17 protein-coding genes are annotated in these 18,315 nt (G+C 51.6%); 7 read left to right on the forward strand and 10 right to left on the reverse strand.

The annotated features are described in order from the left end of the window. Positions 1-116 precede the first annotated feature (116 nt). Positions 117-1,400 carry a hypothetical protein gene (locus MHH28_RS04490; protein WP_405112343.1) on the forward strand — a complete coding sequence of 428 codons (1,284 nt, stop codon included), beginning with the start codon at positions 117-119 and terminating at the stop codon, positions 1,398-1,400. A gap of 81 nt (positions 1,401-1,481) precedes the next feature. On the opposite strand, the gene MHH28_RS04495 is transcribed toward MHH28_RS04490, so the two are convergent. The 7 genes from MHH28_RS04495 to MHH28_RS04525 all read right to left on the reverse strand — a co-directional run bounded on the left by MHH28_RS04495 (position 1,482) and on the right by MHH28_RS04525 (position 10,866). Next, positions 1,482-3,542, reverse strand: a complete 2,061-nt coding sequence (locus tag MHH28_RS04495; protein ID WP_405112346.1) for a methyl-accepting chemotaxis protein — start codon at positions 3,540-3,542, stop codon at positions 1,482-1,484. 158 nt (positions 3,543-3,700) lie between these two features. Next, positions 3,701-4,447: a (2Fe-2S)-binding protein gene (locus tag MHH28_RS04500; protein WP_405112349.1), complete on the reverse strand. Its 747-nt coding sequence runs from the start codon at positions 4,445-4,447 to the stop codon at positions 3,701-3,703. A gap of 14 nt (positions 4,448-4,461) precedes the next feature. After that, the gene (locus tag MHH28_RS04505; protein WP_405112352.1) at positions 4,462-5,391 is read right to left on the reverse strand and encodes an ABC transporter substrate-binding protein; all 930 of its coding nucleotides are present in this window, start codon (positions 5,389-5,391) and stop codon (positions 4,462-4,464) included. 153 nt (positions 5,392-5,544) lie between these two features. After that, the gene (locus tag MHH28_RS04510; protein ID WP_405112355.1) at positions 5,545-7,191 is read right to left on the reverse strand and encodes a helix-turn-helix domain-containing protein; all 1,647 of its coding nucleotides are present in this window, start codon (positions 7,189-7,191) and stop codon (positions 5,545-5,547) included. 201 nt (positions 7,192-7,392) lie between these two features. Beyond that, on the reverse strand, positions 7,393-8,886 hold the full coding sequence (locus MHH28_RS04515; RefSeq protein ID WP_405112358.1) for a 4-hydroxyphenylacetate 3-hydroxylase family protein: 1,494 nt from the start codon (positions 8,884-8,886) through the stop codon (positions 7,393-7,395). A gap of 423 nt (positions 8,887-9,309) precedes the next feature. Further along, entirely contained in the window at positions 9,310-9,756 is a 447-nt protein-coding gene (locus MHH28_RS04520; RefSeq protein WP_405112361.1) for an OsmC family protein, read from the reverse strand. Between the two features lie 222 nt (positions 9,757-9,978). Further along, the gene (locus MHH28_RS04525) at positions 9,979-10,866 is read right to left on the reverse strand and encodes a sulfurtransferase (RefSeq protein WP_405112364.1); all 888 of its coding nucleotides are present in this window, start codon (positions 10,864-10,866) and stop codon (positions 9,979-9,981) included. Positions 10,867-11,000: 134 nt separating this feature from the next. Here MHH28_RS04525 and MHH28_RS04530 point away from each other — a divergent pair, with 134 nt between their 5' ends. Next, positions 11,001-11,969, forward strand: coding sequence for a phosphotransferase (locus tag MHH28_RS04530; protein WP_405112366.1), 969 nt, complete (start codon positions 11,001-11,003; stop codon positions 11,967-11,969). Between the two features lie 17 nt (positions 11,970-11,986). Here MHH28_RS04530 and MHH28_RS04535 read toward each other — a convergent pair whose 3' ends face one another. From MHH28_RS04535 to MHH28_RS04545, 3 genes are all read right to left on the reverse strand, one after another. Then, positions 11,987-12,922, reverse strand: a complete 936-nt coding sequence (locus MHH28_RS04535; protein ID WP_405112369.1) for an aminoglycoside phosphotransferase family protein — start codon at positions 12,920-12,922, stop codon at positions 11,987-11,989. A gap of 335 nt (positions 12,923-13,257) precedes the next feature. After that, the gene (locus MHH28_RS04540; RefSeq protein ID WP_405112372.1) at positions 13,258-13,926 is read right to left on the reverse strand and encodes a hypothetical protein; all 669 of its coding nucleotides are present in this window, start codon (positions 13,924-13,926) and stop codon (positions 13,258-13,260) included. 142 nt (positions 13,927-14,068) lie between these two features. Beyond that, the gene (locus tag MHH28_RS04545; protein WP_405112374.1) at positions 14,069-14,440 is read right to left on the reverse strand and encodes a hypothetical protein; all 372 of its coding nucleotides are present in this window, start codon (positions 14,438-14,440) and stop codon (positions 14,069-14,071) included. A 257-nt stretch (positions 14,441-14,697) separates the two neighbouring features. Here MHH28_RS04545 and MHH28_RS04550 point away from each other — a divergent pair, with 257 nt between their 5' ends. The 5 genes from MHH28_RS04550 to MHH28_RS04570 are packed head-to-tail and all read left to right on the forward strand — an operon-like array spanning position 14,698 to position 18,229. Beyond that, a complete protein-coding gene (locus MHH28_RS04550; RefSeq protein ID WP_405112377.1) occupies positions 14,698-15,672 on the forward strand; it encodes an ABC transporter ATP-binding protein in 975 nt (324 codons plus the stop codon). Further along, the gene (locus tag MHH28_RS04555) at positions 15,665-16,411 is read left to right on the forward strand and encodes an ABC transporter permease (RefSeq protein WP_405112380.1); all 747 of its coding nucleotides are present in this window, start codon (positions 15,665-15,667) and stop codon (positions 16,409-16,411) included. Before MHH28_RS04550 ends, MHH28_RS04555 begins: the two co-directional genes overlap by 8 nt. After that, on the forward strand, positions 16,411-16,794 hold the full coding sequence (locus MHH28_RS04560) for a GntR family transcriptional regulator (RefSeq protein ID WP_405112383.1): 384 nt from the start codon (positions 16,411-16,413) through the stop codon (positions 16,792-16,794). The genes MHH28_RS04555 and MHH28_RS04560 overlap by 1 nt, the downstream gene beginning before the upstream one ends. A 5-nt stretch (positions 16,795-16,799) precedes the next feature. Then, on the forward strand, positions 16,800-17,501 hold the full coding sequence (locus MHH28_RS04565) for an ABC transporter ATP-binding protein (RefSeq protein ID WP_405112386.1): 702 nt from the start codon (positions 16,800-16,802) through the stop codon (positions 17,499-17,501). Then, positions 17,495-18,229 carry a hypothetical protein gene (locus MHH28_RS04570; protein ID WP_405112389.1) on the forward strand — a complete coding sequence of 245 codons (735 nt, stop codon included), beginning with the start codon at positions 17,495-17,497 and terminating at the stop codon, positions 18,227-18,229. Before MHH28_RS04565 ends, MHH28_RS04570 begins: the two co-directional genes overlap by 7 nt. Positions 18,230-18,315 lie beyond the last annotated feature (86 nt).

An 18,315-nucleotide genomic window follows, 5' to 3' on the forward strand; every position in this document is an offset into this window, starting at 1 on the left:
AATGCTGCTGGACACACCTGTTAAAAGCATCCATTTATAACCTGTCCTTATTATCTGCGTGACCCTATAATAGATCAGATTGGAACATTAATACATAGACAAAGAGGGATAGAAGTATGAATTCAAATCGACTCAAAATCTTCACAGGAGCATTTGCGCTGCTGCTGGCCGCACAGGTACTGCTTCCCGGGCGCTCGTCGGCTGCTGCAAAGGTCATTGAACAACTGCCTGCGCCGGAATGGAGCTATACGCTGCCGAATGGACTTAGCTTCTGGGGAACTATAGACACGCAGCAGAGTAAGCAGCGGATGTTCATTCCGCTGGTGAAGACCGTAACGGTGTCACCGGGCAAGACGAAATCTTCCGGCATGTTGTACGCATCCGTTGACCGCATTAACGGTTCTGCCAATTGGGTATATGACTATTCAGACATGGCCAACGACCAGCCGTTTACTGCTCATGGTTTTTATTCTGCCAGCAATGGTTACTCCTATTTCTACAAAATGAAAGGCGGCATTCCCTACGATCTGACGGCTGTCGATCCGAACGGCAAACGGAAGTGGACCAAAACGATAACCGATTCCTACACGCCGGTGTTTCTGGATAACGGAAATATTGTTATTCGGTCCGGTATTAGTACGAACAGAAAAACTATTGCTTTTACGGAATATAATCAGGAGGGGAAGCAGGTAAGCAAGCACACTCTCACCGGCAAATGGACCACAGGCATACTTGAGTTGCTGCCGAACGGGTACGTCATACATGAGTTGCTGGATAAACAAAACCAGGTCGTTGGTATCAGCGTATACCGCAGCCTAACTGCGCTGACGACACCGCTGGCTACCTATACTGCTCCCAAAGCAGTTAAAGATCCTTATTTCCAGGTGCATCCGCTTCGCGGCGGGTCGTTCCTGATTCAGATGAGCGGTAGGGATACCTTTCTGTTACTCGGCTATGACGCAAGCGGCACCAAGAAGTGGATACGTCCGGTGAACAAGACGGACCGGATTGATACGACAGGCAACAACTATCTGATCCAGAGCGGTAACGTCTACAAACTGTACAGTAAGGACAACCAATTGCTTGGCAAGCAGCAGTTTGGTGAAGCCGGGGACCGCGACTGGTACTGCCGGATCACACCATCGGGCGAGATTACGGTCGAGAAGCAGTACCAATGGCAGGAGCGTCCGGCTGTCATTGATCCTGAGACGTTCGAGGGGGATATTGCCAAAGAGGATTTCTATGTGCTGGACCCGGCAAACCTGCAGATTAAATATCATCTCTCAACAAGCTGGCACGACTACGAAACCGGGCATAATTACATTTATGCCGGAGGCGGGGAGCTGTACATTACGAGGAGCTATGCGCCTAAGACCATAAGCAAATATATGTTAAAATAGCACCGAGCCGAGCATATGCCTCCGAATGATAAAAACAACGCCAAGTGGGACATCCACTTGGCGTTGTTTTGGCATATTCCGCTACTCCAGTTTGAACTGCCTCAGCTCTTCCTCCAGCTTCTGCGAGATTTGGCTCAGCTCTCTGGACAGTTCAGCGACCTGCTCAATACTGCCTAGCTGTTCTTGCGTGTTGGCGCTAACCTCTTCAGTGGAGGCGGAATTCTCCTCGGTGGTGGAAGAGATGACCTCAATCGCCTGCAGAATCTCATCCTTGTGCTTGTGGACAATCGAAGTGTTATTGCTGATCTGCAGCATCCGTACCTTAAGCTCCTCCAGGTCGCTGTTCAAGCTGAAGAAGACCTGCTTCGCATTCTCGACAGATTTAGCATTCTCCTCCGCAATTGTAAGGTTAAGCGTAGTGTGTTCTACGGATAGGCTTGTTTTTTCCTCAATGGCGCTAACCTTCTTGTAGATTTCTTCAGTAGCCCGGGCCGTCTGCTCGGCAAGCTTGCGTACTTCACCGGCCACCACGGCGAACCCTCTGCCATGCTCACCTGCGCGCGCCGCTTCAATGGAAGCATTAAGGGCGAGCAGATTGGTCTGCGTCGCTATTTGATTCACTGTGCCTACAATACCCGAAATCTCATGACGGCTCAGATCAATATCCTCAATGAGCGATGACATCGCCTGTGTAGATCGGTGATTGTCTTCTGCAGCTTTGGAGAGCTGCTCCACCAAGTCAAGACCGGAACTGCTGAGCTCTGCTGAGGTCTGTACCATGGTTCCTACAGTCTGGGCATCACTGGTGATTTCGTCAATTTGATCCGATAATGCACCAGTTTTGTGAAGAATGCTCTCGGATTCAGCGGACTGGTAGTTGGTGGCATTCGCAATTTCATTGATGGCCGTAGCCGTTTCGTTCATGGTTATCGCCGTTTTGGTAGAGATAGCTTGCAGGTTGTGGGAGGATTGGGCCAACACCTGAGTCGTATTATGGATCACCTGAATCATGCCCTGAATCTTCTGGACCATGCCCGCGATGCCATGAGCAATCTGTCCGATTTCATTGCGGGAGGCATCACTCAGCTGAACCGTTAGGTCTCCGTCTGCAATCCGTTTGATAGCGGCCAGCAGTTTTGGAATGGAACGTAACAGGTAGCGCAGTGTGAGATAACAGATGAACACCAGGACCAAAGCGGCGACAGCAAAACCGGTGATGGTCGTCCGGGTGAAGGACGTCAGTTCGCTAAGCGCCTCTTGCCGGGTAATGGTTAAGCCTACAGACCATCCGGTATCCTTGCTGGTGGCATAGCCGATATAGCGGGATTCCCCGTTATCATCAATGAGCGATACGCCGGATTCGCCGTTCATCATTTTCTTGCCGATGGCTCCGAGCTCGCCTGGACTCTCTGTAATTTTCTGCTTCAGCACTTTGGCCTTATCCGGGTGGTAGAGAATGTCGCCTGTGCGGGTAGCCAGAATGGAGTACCCGGTGCTTCCCAAGGAATAGCTCTGCATGATATTCGGGATGTCATCGAAGGCAATATCTGCGGCAATGAAGCCGATCATTTGGCTGCTCTCATTCAGAATCGGATAGAAAATGCCCATCAGCATTTTGCCGCTAATGACGTCGGCGTAAGGTTCAGAATAATAGAGACCCTTGGATTCGGATACGGGCTTGAAGTAGGGGCGGGCGCGGATATCAAAGTCTGATTTAGAGGTCAGACCGTCATGCTGGAGAAAATATCCCTTCCCGGATAACCCGGCCACCCAGGCATCGGCGAAGGAGGGCTCTGACTTTACAATGTCCGCCAGTGTAGCGAGTGCTTCTGCGGCGTGGGGGGAGGTGGTGATTTGATCTGGTGTAGTGCTTTCAATATATTTTTGGAAAATCGAGTTGGTAGCCATTTGTTTGACCAGTGAGCCCTTCTCCTTGAACAGAGCATCGAACTGGCTGACAATCCCCTGAGTCTTGGTCATCAGGATCGACTCTTGCTGACTGACCAGAATGCTTCGGGTGCTGGAATAGAAGAAGGTACCCAGAATCGAGAAGACGACAAGAATAATGACGAGCAGCACAATGGCCAATGTGTTGGCGATGCTGGTTGAACGGACTGGCCGTTTTTGAATGAGTTGTGACATAGGTCATCCCCCGGATACGTATTAGAGCAAAGGCTCTTAGGTAATATGTCGGAATTTGACGGATATTCTTGTAGAGTGAAATAGGTTAAATTTCATAAAAAAACCGGATGGGAAAAAGATCCCAATCCGGTGTGGAATTCTATGAGAGTAGTGTCAGCTTAAATGATGGGGCATCCGCCGCAATAACCATGATCTGCTCTGAGCTTATACGCCAGACAGCAGGTGGCCTTAACGGATATCGTATGGTGCGGCGGGTCGGGGTCCGTTCTGAATTTGGGGGTGATACGCAGCGGATTGCTACGAAGTCCGAAGACTTCCGGCTCCAGCTCCCATAATGCAGCTTGAAATTGACTGTGAATCTGGTTGCGGCTGCAAGTACTGGAGGCGTCAAGGGCATCCTCTTCTATAAAAGTATACAGCTGATTATAGATCTGCTTCCACAGCATCACAGCTCTGGTCTGTGAAGCCTCGGCAAGCGCAGCTATAACAGGTCTGACAACGCTGCTGTAGAACAGGCCAAGCTCGCGGGATAATTCTTTTCCATTCCCATCCTGGTCATAGGCACCCTCGCCCTGATCATGGATCAGGAAGGCGAATTCGGGGTACCCCTCCGTGCGAATGAGCTGCACAGACAGGTTATCCAGGCGCAAGGCATCGGCCAGCGGGTCTGCGGCTGTGAGCAGTGCGTATTTGGCTCCGCAGATCCCGGCGATCCAGCTGCACAGGATGGCTGCCGCTATACGCTTATCCTCAGTCCCGAGCATAGAAGCATAAGTGGTAAGCAGATGCTCCGCTTGTGCGGGCATACATAATTCAGTCAGCGGTAACGTAATCACTGCATTCTTAGCGGTTTCCGGGCAGATGTAGAATCGTTCAATGCCCTGAAGCTTGCCAGTGTCGCCCATCCTGAGCACCCCCTTTATTTGGAGCTGCCTTCAAAGGCTTGAACCACCGCATCCACCGCATACCGGTTAGCCAGAGGGGACATGCCCAGATTGAACCAATCCTTGCCCGCCATCGTATAGACCTGATTCTTTTTGACCGCAGTCATGTTCTTCCATAGTGGACTCTTCAGCAGATCCTCATAGGTTTTCTTCACCGCAGCATCGTCCTCGTTATTCAACTGAAGGAAGATGTGATCGGGATTATACTCCGGCAGTTTTTCCAGCGAGATCGATAAGGAAGGATCTTTAGCCGGAAAATTCGGGATCATCTCCAGCCCAAGCGTAGTGTGAAGGAACTTTCCACGGTCAATCTGATCTCCATAAAGAACGAAGCTGCCCGGCATAACCATCATGTACATCACCGTTTCATTACCCACCAGATCATCCAGCTTCTGCTTGGCTTCCGCCTCCTGAGCTTCGAGATCCTTGATTACCTTCTCTGCAAGCTCTGTCTTGCCGAGCACCCCGGCGATATCCTTCAGCTCATCGCGCCAGTCATCGCGCTGCGGCAGCAGAACCGTCGGAGCGATCCCCGACAACTGGTCGTAATCCTTAGCCGACCACCATGTAGGAGCGAGGATCAGATCGGGATTGGCAGAGAGGATCATTTCGAAATTCGGGGTCTGGGCAATGCCCATCTTCAGCGTATCCTTGAACGGCTCCTGCAGATAGGTCGGGAACTCCTCCTGGTAGTTCTGCACAGCAACGGGAGTAACGCCTAAGGCCTGCAGGAATTCCGGGTAGACCACAGACAATCCAATCACTCTGGCCGGGTGGGCAGGGATCTTAATCTCGCCTTTCTCACTGTTGACAGTCCGGTAATCAGCTTCGGAGTCTGCGGCAACCTTGGCCTGTCCGCTGTTATTAGAGCAAGCTGTCACTACCAATGTCAATACTATCGCCATGCAGAACATCATTCTTTGTCGCATCTGTCGCATATCTTCCATAACCTCCTGAGTATCTTTACCTATCGCCCCACCTGAGAGTGAGAATCAATATCACTTATAGGAGTATAAAACAATCTGCATGATTCGACTATTGACTATCCCGCCAATATTTCATATCCGATTACGCCAGAGTGTCGGCGCTACGTCAAGCACCAGCTCCTGGGTGAATGAGTTATACTCTGTCCAGGGGTAGGAAGGGAGGTGTTCGATACGTGAGAACCCTGCGGAATCAGGTGACTTCAAGCACTCGCTGTCCCGGAACTTAGACCAGACAGCCTGGGATACAGCATCCTCATCCACAATGAATAGCAGCTTGTCCGCATCTGCCGACCACAGCTCCTCCGGGGTTAGTGTCTGCTTGCTAAGATTACGCTCCACAACAGCTGCCGGGATAAAATGCAAATCATCGTAGAACACCTCAGCCAAGCTTCGCTCAGATAGCACGGTGATTGTCTGCCAGGATATACGGACAAGGAGCAGCTTGCCCCTCGCTGGACCTTGATCTAATTGGGCACGGACGCTCTTGGCCTTACGTTCATAGTTGTCGAGCCAACCTGCTGCTTCCGGCATCTTGCCCAGGCATTGTCCAATGAAGCTTAATTGCGTGCGCCAATCCGTCTTGCGCGGAGACACAAGGAAAGTGGGGGCAATCGCCTGAAGCTGCGGCAGCATAGTCTGACTGACCGGAGGCTCCAGCTCCAGAATAGAATCAGGACGCAGAGAGCCGAGCTGCTGTAGCCGGAGAGACTCCTCCCGGGCAAGCGGCAGCACCGCATCCGTCTTGTATTTTCGCCGGTAATATTCAGCCCAGGGATGGTCCGCAGGAGCCGCGCAAGGAATAATATTCAGGGTAAGCAGCGCCCCGATGAGGCTGCCGTGGCAAACTGCGATTTTGAGCTTGCTATTGCGCATGAAGGTGGCCGGTGCTACCCCGGTGAGCTGCTTGAATTTGCGCCGGAAGTAAGGAACATCCTTGTAACCGACGTACGCAGCGATATCCTTCAGCTCATAATCCGTATGCGGCAGCATCAGGCTCCTCGCTTGTCTGATCCGGTATTCGGTCAGGTATTCTATCGCGCTGAGACCATAGGTCTGCTTGAACAGCCGGATGAAGTGCCTGACGCTCGTGTCTGCCTCGGCAGCGAGCAGAGCGATGGAAATCTCTTCACGGTAGTGCTGCTCAATATAGAGCTTGGCCCGCTCCATGGCAGTATCGGTATCGCTTGGCTGGAATTCTCCGGCACTGCTGAACAGGCTGTACAGCAGCTCATAGAACCGGCTTTGGGCAAGCAGACGCTGCAAGGGGTTCGGGCTTCCCAGACAGTCGGTGATGGCCTCGCAATGCTTGCTGTATGTAATCGTTGACTGAACAGCTATATTTCCTTCCAGCGGGAAGGGGAGGGAAGGCTCAGGTGAACGGATCAGCTCCGGCTGTTCAGGCAGGCTAGGCTGGCTATCCACATCAAACCGCAGAATGTATATACTCTGTTCGCCTGTGTTCTCCAGGGAGGCCTCGATTAATTGCCCCGGCCGACAGACGAACACAGATCCGGCCGTGAGCTCGCAGTACTTGCCATCCACCGTGATAGAGAACCGGCCCGTAATGGGAATCAGCAGCATATTCGATTCCAGAAATTGCAGCCGCAGCGGCCACTCTCCCCCCGAATGGCTGCCATGTGTGATGCTTCGAAGCCTGAACCACATCCGGTCAAGCTGTCCGAAGGTTGCCTGGGGCGGAAGGATATCCTTGTCGTTCATTCTTTGCACCACCTTTCGTTATACGCAGCTTCAATTCATAACATGTATTATATCTCACTTGATGGGGACATCCTATTTGGGAGAGGCGTAGACACCCTGACCGAGCAGGTGCCGAAGCTGCAGGAATAGACACTCTCCTCAGCATATTGAGAGGAGTGCCTTGAAGCCACCGGATTCCCCGCATAACTAATTCAGTCCTTTTCAGTCGTTAGAAACTCCATCCGTTGTTAAATCAGGTGAGCGTTCTTCTGGTGCAAGAAACTCATGAATGATCTGGCGGAAGGATTCGTGATTATCATAGCTGTTGTACATGCGCCAGGCCAGTGTCTGGGCGCTGCCAAAAAATAATCGCTCAAACTGGATTTGCCGCCCCCCGAATGCACCCGCGCCCAGCTCCCAGGCGAGCCGGAATACCGCGTTTCGGAACCAAGCCTCTGAAACCGTACCCTTCAAATACTGATTGAGGTACGTGCCCGCGCTTGCAGCGAAGTCGGATTCCGAGAGGATCATGATGAGACCACTTGAACTGAGATTGCGGACCATTTCAATCAGTTCCGGATAAAACTCCGAAAAGTGAATGGACGATGCCAAAAGAGGACCTTGGTCTGGAACGAGATAGCCGAATTGGTCTGGGGCAGCCCCTAGTTCAGAAGCAAGCCTTAAAGCTTTGAAGGTCTCTAAATAGGTTATTGTTCTGGAAATAGGCAGAATAGTACGGGGCTCTAGGATAACGTCTTGTTCTTCCGCCAAAGCTTCCAGCAATCCGAGAAAGAACTCTGTTTTTGCAATATAGCGGGTGATGATTTGATGTGCCATATGCGTATGGAAGTGACTCTCGCCAAACAATCGGGAACAGTACATTTCATTGCCGTAATAAAATATACGATCATGAGGGATAAGAACACGGTCGAAGATGACCAGGGTATCCATTTCTTCATATCTGGAGCTTAACGGATGGTCGTAGGCCGATGAGGCTGCGTAGCTTTCACGGCAATAAAAAGTCATCCCGGGCAGATCATTAGGCACTGCAAAGGCAAAAGCGAACGGATTATCATCATCCGCAAACGAGGGGGAAGGGGTCGGGAAGACAAGCATTTCATCACATGTAGCCCCTTGGGTTGCCATCATAAAAGCACCGGTTACAATCATTCCTTCATCATTGATTTCTACGACTTTAGCAGCGATAGAATCCTCTGTAGCATCAATCTGGCCGGATATTTTGCTTGCTTGAGGCTGGATGAATGCATGGGATAAGGTAATGTCATGATCCCGGCAGTAAGCATAGTACTTCCTGAGATTCTCGGCATATTTCGGATGAAGCTCCTCAAGGATATCGGCTGCTGTATACAGAGACATGATGGCTGTATTCATATAATCCGGGGAACGGCCTAAAAAACCGTGATGCCGGTTGGACCAGAGTTCAATCATTATTCTCCGGCGTTGTAAATCTTCAGCATTCCTGGGTGGAAGAAAAGATAGACCAACAGGCTCGCCTGTATCGGGTGAAGGATAGGTCATCTGCTCTAAATAATGCTCATCACACTGCATGTTGTACATTTCGGCTTGTGTTTGTACGAGACCTTGAAATGCGGGATGCTTGGATATAGGACCTTCGATACGTGTTCCTTTGTAGAAGATATTGATATTTTGCCGGTCGATCCGTTCGATATATTGGTCACCTGTTTTAATAGGCACACGGTTCACCTCTTTGACAGACAGCTTTGACTACAAAGCCGTGTTAATGCTTCAATATACGTAAGCATGGTCCGCTGTGTACATTGTCCGCAGATCGCGTGAGAGACGGGGGAGTTGTATCCAAACTCAACAGAAAGAGGATATCCCGCTAGCCTCTTATTCCAAGCTCGGGCTGATCCAGGTATACGTAGTGTTCTACGTACGCATACCTGGAATTTCAGCATACAAAGAAACTCCAGTGCTCATCATACAACCGCTTGCCCCAACCTGACTGGGTCATAGTGTGGAATGTAAATCCGTACGATTTGGAATCACGAGTTGTTGACAAAAAAACCAAAGAGGGCTGGGACAGGTCACTTCCTCTTAACCTGTCCCAGCCCCCAAACCCGCGTCCGACGAAGCTTCCCGGTTCTTATCGGTTGCTTAGCTTTCGATGATAATGCTTTCCAGCTTGAGATTAACCGGGTTTGCGAGCGTATCTCCAACTGGGCATTTGCTTTCCAGGAATCGTACAAATTCTTCAACCTGTTCTTGGGGTGAATCTGTTTTAATACGGAAGGTATACCGAATTTCTGAATATCCCGGACGCACCTCCGACTTGTTGAAAAAGCCATCCAGATCAAGATCGCCTTCTACATCCACGAAGAAATCCTTGAGGTTCACGCCGAATTTAGGCGCATACACTCTGGCTACGATAGACTGACATGCTCCCAGTGAGGCCAGCAAAGCTTCGACCGGATTCATACCGGTATCAGTTCCGCCCAAGCTTTTGGGCTCGTCAATAATAAATTCAAAGTTTCGGGATGCTACTTTCACTTGGACTCCGTCTTGCAAATGCGCACATGCTTTAAAGGTTTGGAGAGCGGTCATTTTTATAATCTCCTTCTATAGTTTAGTTTATAATAATTTAAATCATACTTTTCCGCTGTGATTATCTTAAATTTAACGGGCCACATTGTCAATCCTCAAATTACCAACTTGCCGATCTCTGGAACAGTGTGCGCGAAAATGCCGAAAAAGGGCCGTGAGTAGCCTGCCTTCCGGCAACCTGTCACAGCCCCAAAACTCGATTCCGATGCGGTCAATCGGCTCTTACTCGTCTCCCGTAGCCACCGGATTCTCCTCATAACTAATCCAGTCACTCCAGCTCCCCGCATACAGCCGCACATTCTTGAATCCGGCGCGTTCCAGCGCCAGGACATTCGGGCAGGCGGTGACGCCGGAGCCGCAGTAGACGATGATCTCGCGGTCCTTGTCGAGTCTGGCAAAATGCTCCGCAAGCTCAGCGGCGCTCTTAAAGCTGCCGTCTGCATTCTGCGTGTCTTTCCAGAAGTAGTTGACCGCACCGGGGATATGGCCCCCGACCGGGTCCAGCGTCTCGTTCATACCCCGGTAGCGGTCATTCGCCCGGGAGTCGATGACGATCGGGAGAGCACTAGGCGAGGAAGAGTCGCCTGTGCCAGCATTTGTTCCTGCACGTAGCGTCTTTTCCGATATCAGTCTTACCTCGTCAACTCCTGCGAGCATCTGCGGCTGCACATTAGCAACAAACGTGCTTGGCACCCGTACCGGCTGATGATCCGTCACCGGGTAGTTGTCTGCTTTCCAGGCGCTGAAGCCGCCTTCCAGAATGAATACCTGTTCATGCCCAAGGTAGCGCAGCAGCCACCACAGCCGGGCGGCGTTCATACCGTTCTCATCATCGTAGGCCACAATGCGGGAATCATTGCCGATTCCAAGCTTGGCGAGGCGTGCAGCAAGCACTTCAGGGTCGGGCAGGGGATGGCGGCCGCCATGTTCGCCTTCAGGGCCAGACAGATCCAATTTCAGATCGAGATAGACAGCGCCGGGAATATGTTCTTTTTCATAGCTCTCTCTGCCGGCCTCAGGTTGGGCTAGTGTGAACCGGCAGTCTACGATGGTCTGCTCCGGCTCATAGAGTCTGGCGAGCAGCCAGCGTTTGGTTACGGTAGAGTCCATAGATATACCATCCTTTGCTAGTGTTATATGGTGTCTATTATAGCGGATAATTACGTGCCCGTATAACAGCGCGGCCAGTCTGATTATTTGACACTATCCCGATCTGATTCTACAATGGCTGGATACATAACCTATTGGGAAAGGGGCACAAGCCTACGGAAGCCATCGTTAGTCAGGTCTGGCCTGAATGGAAGGGAACACTGCGCAAACGGAGCGGGGGCTGGAATAATACCACTTATTTCGTGGAGAGTAGAGAGCACCGCGCAGTGCTGCGTATCTATGACACACATAAGGACAGGAACAAAATTGAGTTCGAGCATGCTGTGCTGGAGAGGCTGGCCGGTGCGGGTCTGCCGTTCCGCACACCTCTTCCGGTCCGAACTGCGAGCGGTGAGACCTTGATTCAACTCGAAGACAGCGGGAAATTCGCCTGCTTGTTTGCTTACATTGAAGGGGAATCCCCGTCCGGGCAAGCTTCGGATTACTTTGAGTCCTTCGGAGAAGCGGCAGGAACTTTGTCCGCTGCACTGGCTGAGATCGATACGGGGCTTCCGGCCGTATACCGTCCATACTATGAGCTGCGGACCTCCTATCCGCTATGTACCCGTGAAGCGCTGCATGGTCTGGTACTGGACCCGCCCGAGCCTCTCAAGGAGCTGTTGCCGGAGCTGACAATATTAGCTCAAGCTTACGACAATGTAGCAGACGCGCTGGAACAGCTTCAGAGCCTGCCGCATCAGCTGGTGCACGGCGATCTGAATGCTTCCAACCTGCTGGTGGACGGTGCGGATTCCGCCCGGGTGACAGCGCTGCTGGATTTTGAATTCTGCACATGGGATGTACGGGTTATGGACGCTGCTGTGATCCTGTCGGCACTGCTCGGTCATGAGGATTCGGAGCGGATCATCCGTGATTTCTGGCGGGGGTATAACCGCAGGGTTACGCTGACTCCCGGGGAGCTGGCGGCTATTCCGGTGCTCATGCTTCTGCGCAAGCTGGACGTATTCCTGCACTTCCTGACCCGTTACTGGGAAGGGACTGATGAAGTGAATGTCCTGCAGCAGCAGGTGAAGGAGCTGGCGGCTGAGGTGGCTGCGATGTAGGCTGCCAAGCAGCCTTATTACAGGAAAAGCTGCTGATTATGTATCCTTTTCATAAGCTCTCTGCCGGATCGGACGACCTCGGGTTGATGATGGTGAGTACCCCAGTAGATATCGCCGAGGGCCATTTTGATGCAGCATATTTGTATCTCAGCAGCTTTGTCCTTAAGCACTTCAGGTCCATACCCTGCAAAATATGCATTTCTGGCGGACGGGTTATCTATGAAATATCTGGCGAACAGAATGGAGAAGTTGTCCACATCCAGCCCCCACAGCATATTCTCGAAGTCAATCATTCCCGTCACAATCCCCTTGTCATCCACCAGCCAGTTTCCGGGCGTAGAATCCCAGCTAATAGGCACAGGTCTGCTGTGCCGGAATACATGAGCGTTCTGAAGTGCCCACTCAGTTAATTGTAGTTCAACGACTTGCAGCAGGCCCTCCTTAGCACACTGTGAAGCTACATCGCGGATCGCATCAGCAACATATTGTACCGGGTCTGCATTATGGTTGAGCTCTATCGGATTCCCGTATTGATCGGGGCGGCCGAACCAGGGGCCCGTCTGCGAAAGGTGCAGAATTTTTATTAATTCACCTGCTGTATAAAAGGCGGCTTCAGCAGCACATGCGCTTAGTGCCGTCTCTCTCATAATGGACCCATCGATTGCAGTAATTAGTATGGCCTGCCAACCCTCCCCCTCGTAAGCAGCTATTAACTCAGGCACATACGGCTTCAAGTGACCCACCCAATGACGGTATGCATAGACTTCCGGGTGCCATCTCTGTTTGCGGCTGTATGTTTTTATGTAATAACATCTAGAGTCCTGAGCGGATTGCAGCTTCCAGACTCCGGTTCTCTCACTATTCAGCCTGTAATTCGCCAAGACCTGAAAGGGGCCAATGTCGGATTGAACCCGCCCGTACAACGCTGATGGATGGATATCCAGTGGTTTCATGCTCTGCTGGTCCTCCTCGCGTAACGCTGATTTTTCCATACTATATAGATTGAACTAAAAATTTAATCTAAAGGAAAAGTGGCGGAGGAGAATTTTGGAACTGGAGGAGCGGTAGCGACCGCCTTTGTCTGCGGATTTCAACCGTTAAAACGGGATGAATCAAGAAATCTGCGGACAACAGCGGCCGGAAGTCCAAAACTTCTCTGGAGTCACGGCAATCCCAAAACATAAAAACCATTAGTTCAATTTATATAGTACTTTATCGAAAGAACAAATATGTAACCGCGTCAAAAAGCACATTCATTCCAAGTAACCGGAAATTCATGAACAGGCGCTCACTGCAGCCAGCCCTCCGCGGCACGGATATTAATGATTTTGCGGGAAGCAGGAAGAAAGCGGATGGCGGTTATTTGCGGCTCGCGGGCCACAATAAGGCTATTCATGTAGCCTCTTACACGAAACCGGCCCTCGCCTGAGGTGTCTACGACAAGTGTACAGCTGCTGTTAGGTCCACAGCTTTTGTAGGTGTTGGTAATATGTACAGACTTCTCAGTGAAGCGGCCGCTTGTCCAATACTGCACCAGATCGGCTGTCTGCTGCTGAGCCTGGAAGACTAGGGTAAGCAGCAGCAGAACCGCAGCGGGCCAATTCAAAAAGCTGAAGTAATAGAAGAATCGGTAGCCGCCTTTGAATTTATCTTTGGCTCTAACCGTCATGGCGTACAGCTTCAGAGTTAATAGAATTCCAGTGATCCACAGCAGCGCAGCTTGCACGGTTATAGCCGTAATCAGCCCCTGCTGGACCCCGAGTCCTAAAGTTGTGGCATAATAGCGGTCAGCAAATGCCAGTACGTATAAAACAAGGGCCCCTACTGCCAGCGGCCAGAAATACCTCTGAAGAAACGGCTTTGGGCGTTGCTGTGCCAGATTCTTCATCGGCCGGGAATATGCAGGAGCTGTGCTGCCCGGGTTCAATTTTGTTCCGGATGATTTGGATAAACGCAAGATGATCTTCTCCTTATTCTAGTCTTTAATTAATAACTGTTCCAAGATTACCCGTATTCTAATCTATTGAATACACACCAGAACAGGGCACTCTCCGGCTGGGTGTTACCGGAGGGTGCCCTGTTTGGCCTATCGTGTTCTGCTAGATTAACCGGTAGCCCGCAGGAAGATCCCCGCTGCTGCGGATACGGCGGATTTGGGCCAGCGTCAGTCTCTGGTTGGTAGAGATGATCGATTCGACATCATTGCCGGAAATGTAGTCATCCAGATCACGGATGCTGTGGTTGCCGCGAAGCACGCGGAAGCTGCCTCTGAACCGGGTTCTGCTGAACAGGACGAGCGTGGCATTGCTGCTGGTCGAGAAGAAGCGGAGGCTTTCGATTCCATCCAGTATATTGTCCGTATTGCGGATGCCCAGATTGCCCCGGTAGATTCTGCTTCTTCCCCGGAAGTTTTCTTCGCTGTACACCGTCAGTCTTGGAAAAGTCTGAGAGATATGAACCTCTTTATTCATGCATATTCCTCCTTGGAACGGTTTTGGCAATAGCAGTACAATACTGCCGGCTGCAATACTATTCTATGTATTGTGAATGAGACAGGTATGGTCAGAACTCCCTAACGAATAGCCTATTTACAAACGACTCAGGAAATTTTTCACAAACCTCCTTTACAAACTCAAATGCCTAGTGTACTATTTAACTAACACACCAACACAGTATTAAAAATTAGAATTCCCGCCCCACCCATACCTATCTGCACAAGGAGGCTGTCATGAATTCAACCGCTCACCATGCCCAGGGGCCGTCAGGCCCGGCGCAAGAACATACCGTTCTGGAAATGCAGGGCGTCAGTAAAGTAATCAAAGGGAAGGCAATTGTAGATAATCTAAGCTTCAAGATCCAAAAGGGTGAGATTGTCGGGCTGCTCGGACCGAACGGCGCCGGCAAAACGACCACCATCCGGATGATGACCGGACTGATCCGCATGAGCGGAGGGGATGTTCTGATCCATGGGCACAGCATCCGGCAGAATTTCAAGCAGGCCATCTCACAGATCGGGGCGATAATCGAGAATCCCGAGTTCTATCCGCATATGACCGGGTATGATAACCTGCTGCAATATCTGCGTATGAGCGACGGAGCCGGAGCATCGCGGATTGAGGAAGTCGTGGAACTGGTTGGACTGCAGGAGGCGATGAACAAAAAGGTGGGGGCGTATTCACTCGGCATGCGCCAGCGTCTGGGAATCGCTCAGGCCTTGCTGCACTCGCCGAAGCTGCTCATTCTGGATGAGCCGACCAACGGGCTCGACCCCGCGGGCATCCGGGAGATGCGCGACTATATGCGCAGGATCGCCGAGGTGGAGGGCATAGCCATTCTAATCTCCAGTCACATGCTGGCCGAGATTGAACAGATCTGCCACCGCGCAGTTGTCATTCAGAATGGCAAGCTTGTAACGGTTACACAGCTTACGGAAGCGCCGGAGGCGCGGAGTGAGGTAGCGCTTGCGATCCGGGTAGATAAGCTTGAAGCTGCGCGTACAGTGGCCGGAGCGTTGCCGGGAGTCAAGGTCACAGGAACCGGTGAGACCCATTCCGAGCTGCATGTGCAGCTGCCGGATGAAGCCGTGCCGGGGCTTGTGGCGGCGCTCAGTGAGGCCAAGGTCGGAGTATACCGGATCACAGAGCACAGACAAAGTCTGGAAGAGGATTTCCTGAAATGGACAGGGGGCAACCGCATTGCGTAAATTTAATCTGCTCGTGCTGAATGAATGGCTCAAAATCACCAAGAAACGCAGCTATGTTGTTCCTTATGTCATCCTGCTGGTGCTCGCTCTGGCCGTGGGCTATATAACGCGTACATTTGCCGCAGATATCTATGCTTCAGCGGCAGACTTTACGGCTGATTCCCTGCAGCCGCAAGGTATTGGCCAACTTCTGGCCATTCTGGTGATTGTCGGAACAGCGGGCATAGTATCCAGGGAATACAGCCAGGGGACGATCAAATTTCTGCTGATCCGCGCCCGCAGCCGCACAGCGATCCTGGCCTCCAAATATGTAACGGTGCTGCTGTATACACTGAGCATGCAAGTGGTTGCAGCAGCGGCATTGTTCATCTCAGGCACGGTCTTCTTCGGACTCAGGGGAGGGGAGGCGGGAATAATCGCGATCCTGACTTCGCTGCTGTATTCAACCGTGTATTGCATAGTGTATGCCACGATTGGGTTCATGCTGGGGATTCTGACGAAATCAACGGGTGTAACGATCGGGGCAACCATCTTCGCAACAACCATCGACAAGCTGGTTATCTCCCGCGAGTTCTACAAATATGTGCTGTTCCCTAACCTTAATCTAGCAGCCTATCAGGAGGGTGGAGCGCCGATGCAGGGAATGACGCTCGGCTTCTCCATTATCCTGCTGTGCATCTACATGACGCTGTTCCTGTTCGCAGGCTTCGCCGTCTTCAGACGCAGGGATGTTGCTTGATGGTGATCGAATTCGATAATAACCAGCCGATTTATCTGCAGATCATGAACTACATCAAGGGAGAGATCGTCACCGGCAAGCTGAAGCCCGGAGACAAGATTCCCTCTGTCCGTGAATTGGCCGCCGAACTGCAGATTAACCCGAATACCGTACAAAGAACCTTTCAGGAACTGGAGCGTGAGACCATCGTGGAGACCCGCCGCGGCATGGGCAGATATGTGACCGGAAGCGAAGAGACGATTCTGACCGTCAAGAAGGAGATGGCCCAGGGGGTGCTGGAGCGGTTTATCCGGGGGATGCAGGAGCTCGGCTTCCAGGGGGAAGATATTCTGGCTGCAGTAGCAGAGAACATTCATCAGCGGGACAAAGAACAGGGGGAGTAAGAAGAGTGGGTGATATACTTGACGTTCAGAAGGTAAGCAAACAATTCGGCCCCAGACAAGCGCTGAAGCAGGTCTCCTTCAAGCTGGGCAGCGGCACCATCACCGGGCTTCTGGGAAGCAACGGCAGCGGCAAAAGCACGCTCATGAAGCTGATCGCCGGACTCGCTTGGCCGGGCTCGGGACGGATTTCAGTCCTCGGGGTACCCGTGGGCGTGGAGAGCAAGCAGCTCGTCTCCTTCATGCCGGATGTGCCGGTCACGGAGTCATGGATGAGTATTGGAGATGCGCTGAGATTTCAGCAGGATTTCTACCGGGATTTCGATCAGGCCAAGGCTATGCGGATGCTTGATTTCATGAAGCTGCGTACAGAGGATAAGGTACGGACGTTATCCAAAGGGATGAACGAACGCCTGCAGCTGACGTTGGCACTCTCCCGGAAGGCCAGATTATATTTGCTGGATGAGCCGATTGGCGGCGTTGATCCGGTGGCCCGGACCAAGATTCTGAATGCGCTGATGGAGTTCTATGAGGAGGACAGCAGCATCCTGCTCTCCACCCATCTGGTGACGGATATCGAACGGATCTTTGATGCGGTGATTTTCCTGAAGGATGGGGAGATTGTGCTGCATCGTCCGGTGGAGGAGCTTAGACAAGAGCACGGGAAGAGTGTAGATGAGCTGTTCAGAGAGGTGTTTGCCGAATGCTGAAGCTATTAAAATATGATCTTAAACGCAGAATGCAGCGCATTCTCGTCTTCATCGTCATCGCGTTGATCGCTCAGGCCGGACTGTGGATCTCCAGTGCACAAGTAGATGCGGACTTGGCGTCACTGAATCTGGCCGGTTACTGCGTGCTGGCCATAGCACTGATATTTATAGTCGTCACCGGTTATTTCCGTAATCTTAAATCTTACCAGCGGCGGCTTCTGCCGGTCACTGCGCTGCAGACGGTCTTGTCTCCCATGCTGCTGGCGCTGCTCCTGACCGGGGTAGTGATCCTCCTCGGTCTGGCCCATCTGGGGATCTACAAGCTGCTGTACACGATGGATTTCCTGCCTGGAAATCTGCAGACGGTTGGCTTCAGGGCATTGTTTCAAGCGGTCTGGTCCACCTTATTTCTAATGGTGATGGTTATGTTCTCCTTTACAGTAGCCTTGAGTCTGCACATGAATGGGAGAATCTGGATTGGCATCGCCCTTCTGGTCCTGCTGGAGAACGGATTCGGTTATCTGGAGAAGTTTTTCTTCAACACCTATTTCATCAGTTTGGAGAATGCCTTTAGCTTCGAGATCTACCCTGGAAGACTCCAGTCCGGCAGTGATTACACTATAAAATATTCTCCAATCAATCAAGGGGCGCTGCTGTTTGAAGTGGCGGTTGTCTGCATGATGATCTACGGAATGGTCGTGCTGGTGAAGCGAAGAATCGAGGTATAACGGGAAGTGTCGTAGAGGGGGAGTGAACCGTTCATTCATATGTCACGCAAGCAAGGCACCTAATCAGCCTTGCTTGCGTTGGTGTG

It is taken from the genome of Paenibacillus sp. FSL K6-1217, from assembly GCF_045040735.1.
GTDB lineage: Bacteria > Bacillota > Bacilli > Paenibacillales > Paenibacillaceae > Paenibacillus_AQ.

Coding starts and splice junctions, on each gene's coding strand:
- MHH28_RS04490 (WP_405112343.1), top strand. CDS start 117: ATGAATTCAAATCGACTCAAAATCTTCACAGGAGCATTTGCGCTGCTG.
- MHH28_RS04520 (WP_405112361.1), bottom strand. CDS start 9,756: ATGACCGCTCTCCAAACCTTTAAAGCATGTGCGCATTTGCAAGACGGA.
- MHH28_RS04570 (WP_405112389.1), top strand. CDS start 17,495: ATGCTGAAGCTATTAAAATATGATCTTAAACGCAGAATGCAGCGCATT.
- MHH28_RS04550 (WP_405112377.1), top strand. CDS start 14,698: ATGAATTCAACCGCTCACCATGCCCAGGGGCCGTCAGGCCCGGCGCAA.
- MHH28_RS04535 (WP_405112369.1), bottom strand. CDS start 12,922: ATGAAACCACTGGATATCCATCCATCAGCGTTGTACGGGCGGGTTCAA.
- MHH28_RS04505 (WP_405112352.1), bottom strand. CDS start 5,391: ATGGCGATAGTATTGACATTGGTAGTGACAGCTTGCTCTAATAACAGC.
- MHH28_RS04510 (WP_405112355.1), bottom strand. CDS start 7,191: ATGAACGACAAGGATATCCTTCCGCCCCAGGCAACCTTCGGACAGCTT.
- MHH28_RS04525 (WP_405112364.1), bottom strand. CDS start 10,866: ATGGACTCTACCGTAACCAAACGCTGGCTGCTCGCCAGACTCTATGAG.
- MHH28_RS04560 (WP_405112383.1), top strand. CDS start 16,411: ATGGTGATCGAATTCGATAATAACCAGCCGATTTATCTGCAGATCATG.
- MHH28_RS04500 (WP_405112349.1), bottom strand. CDS start 4,447: ATGGGCGACACTGGCAAGCTTCAGGGCATTGAACGATTCTACATCTGC.
- MHH28_RS04495 (WP_405112346.1), bottom strand. CDS start 3,542: ATGTCACAACTCATTCAAAAACGGCCAGTCCGTTCAACCAGCATCGCC.
- MHH28_RS04545 (WP_405112374.1), bottom strand. CDS start 14,440: ATGAATAAAGAGGTTCATATCTCTCAGACTTTTCCAAGACTGACGGTG.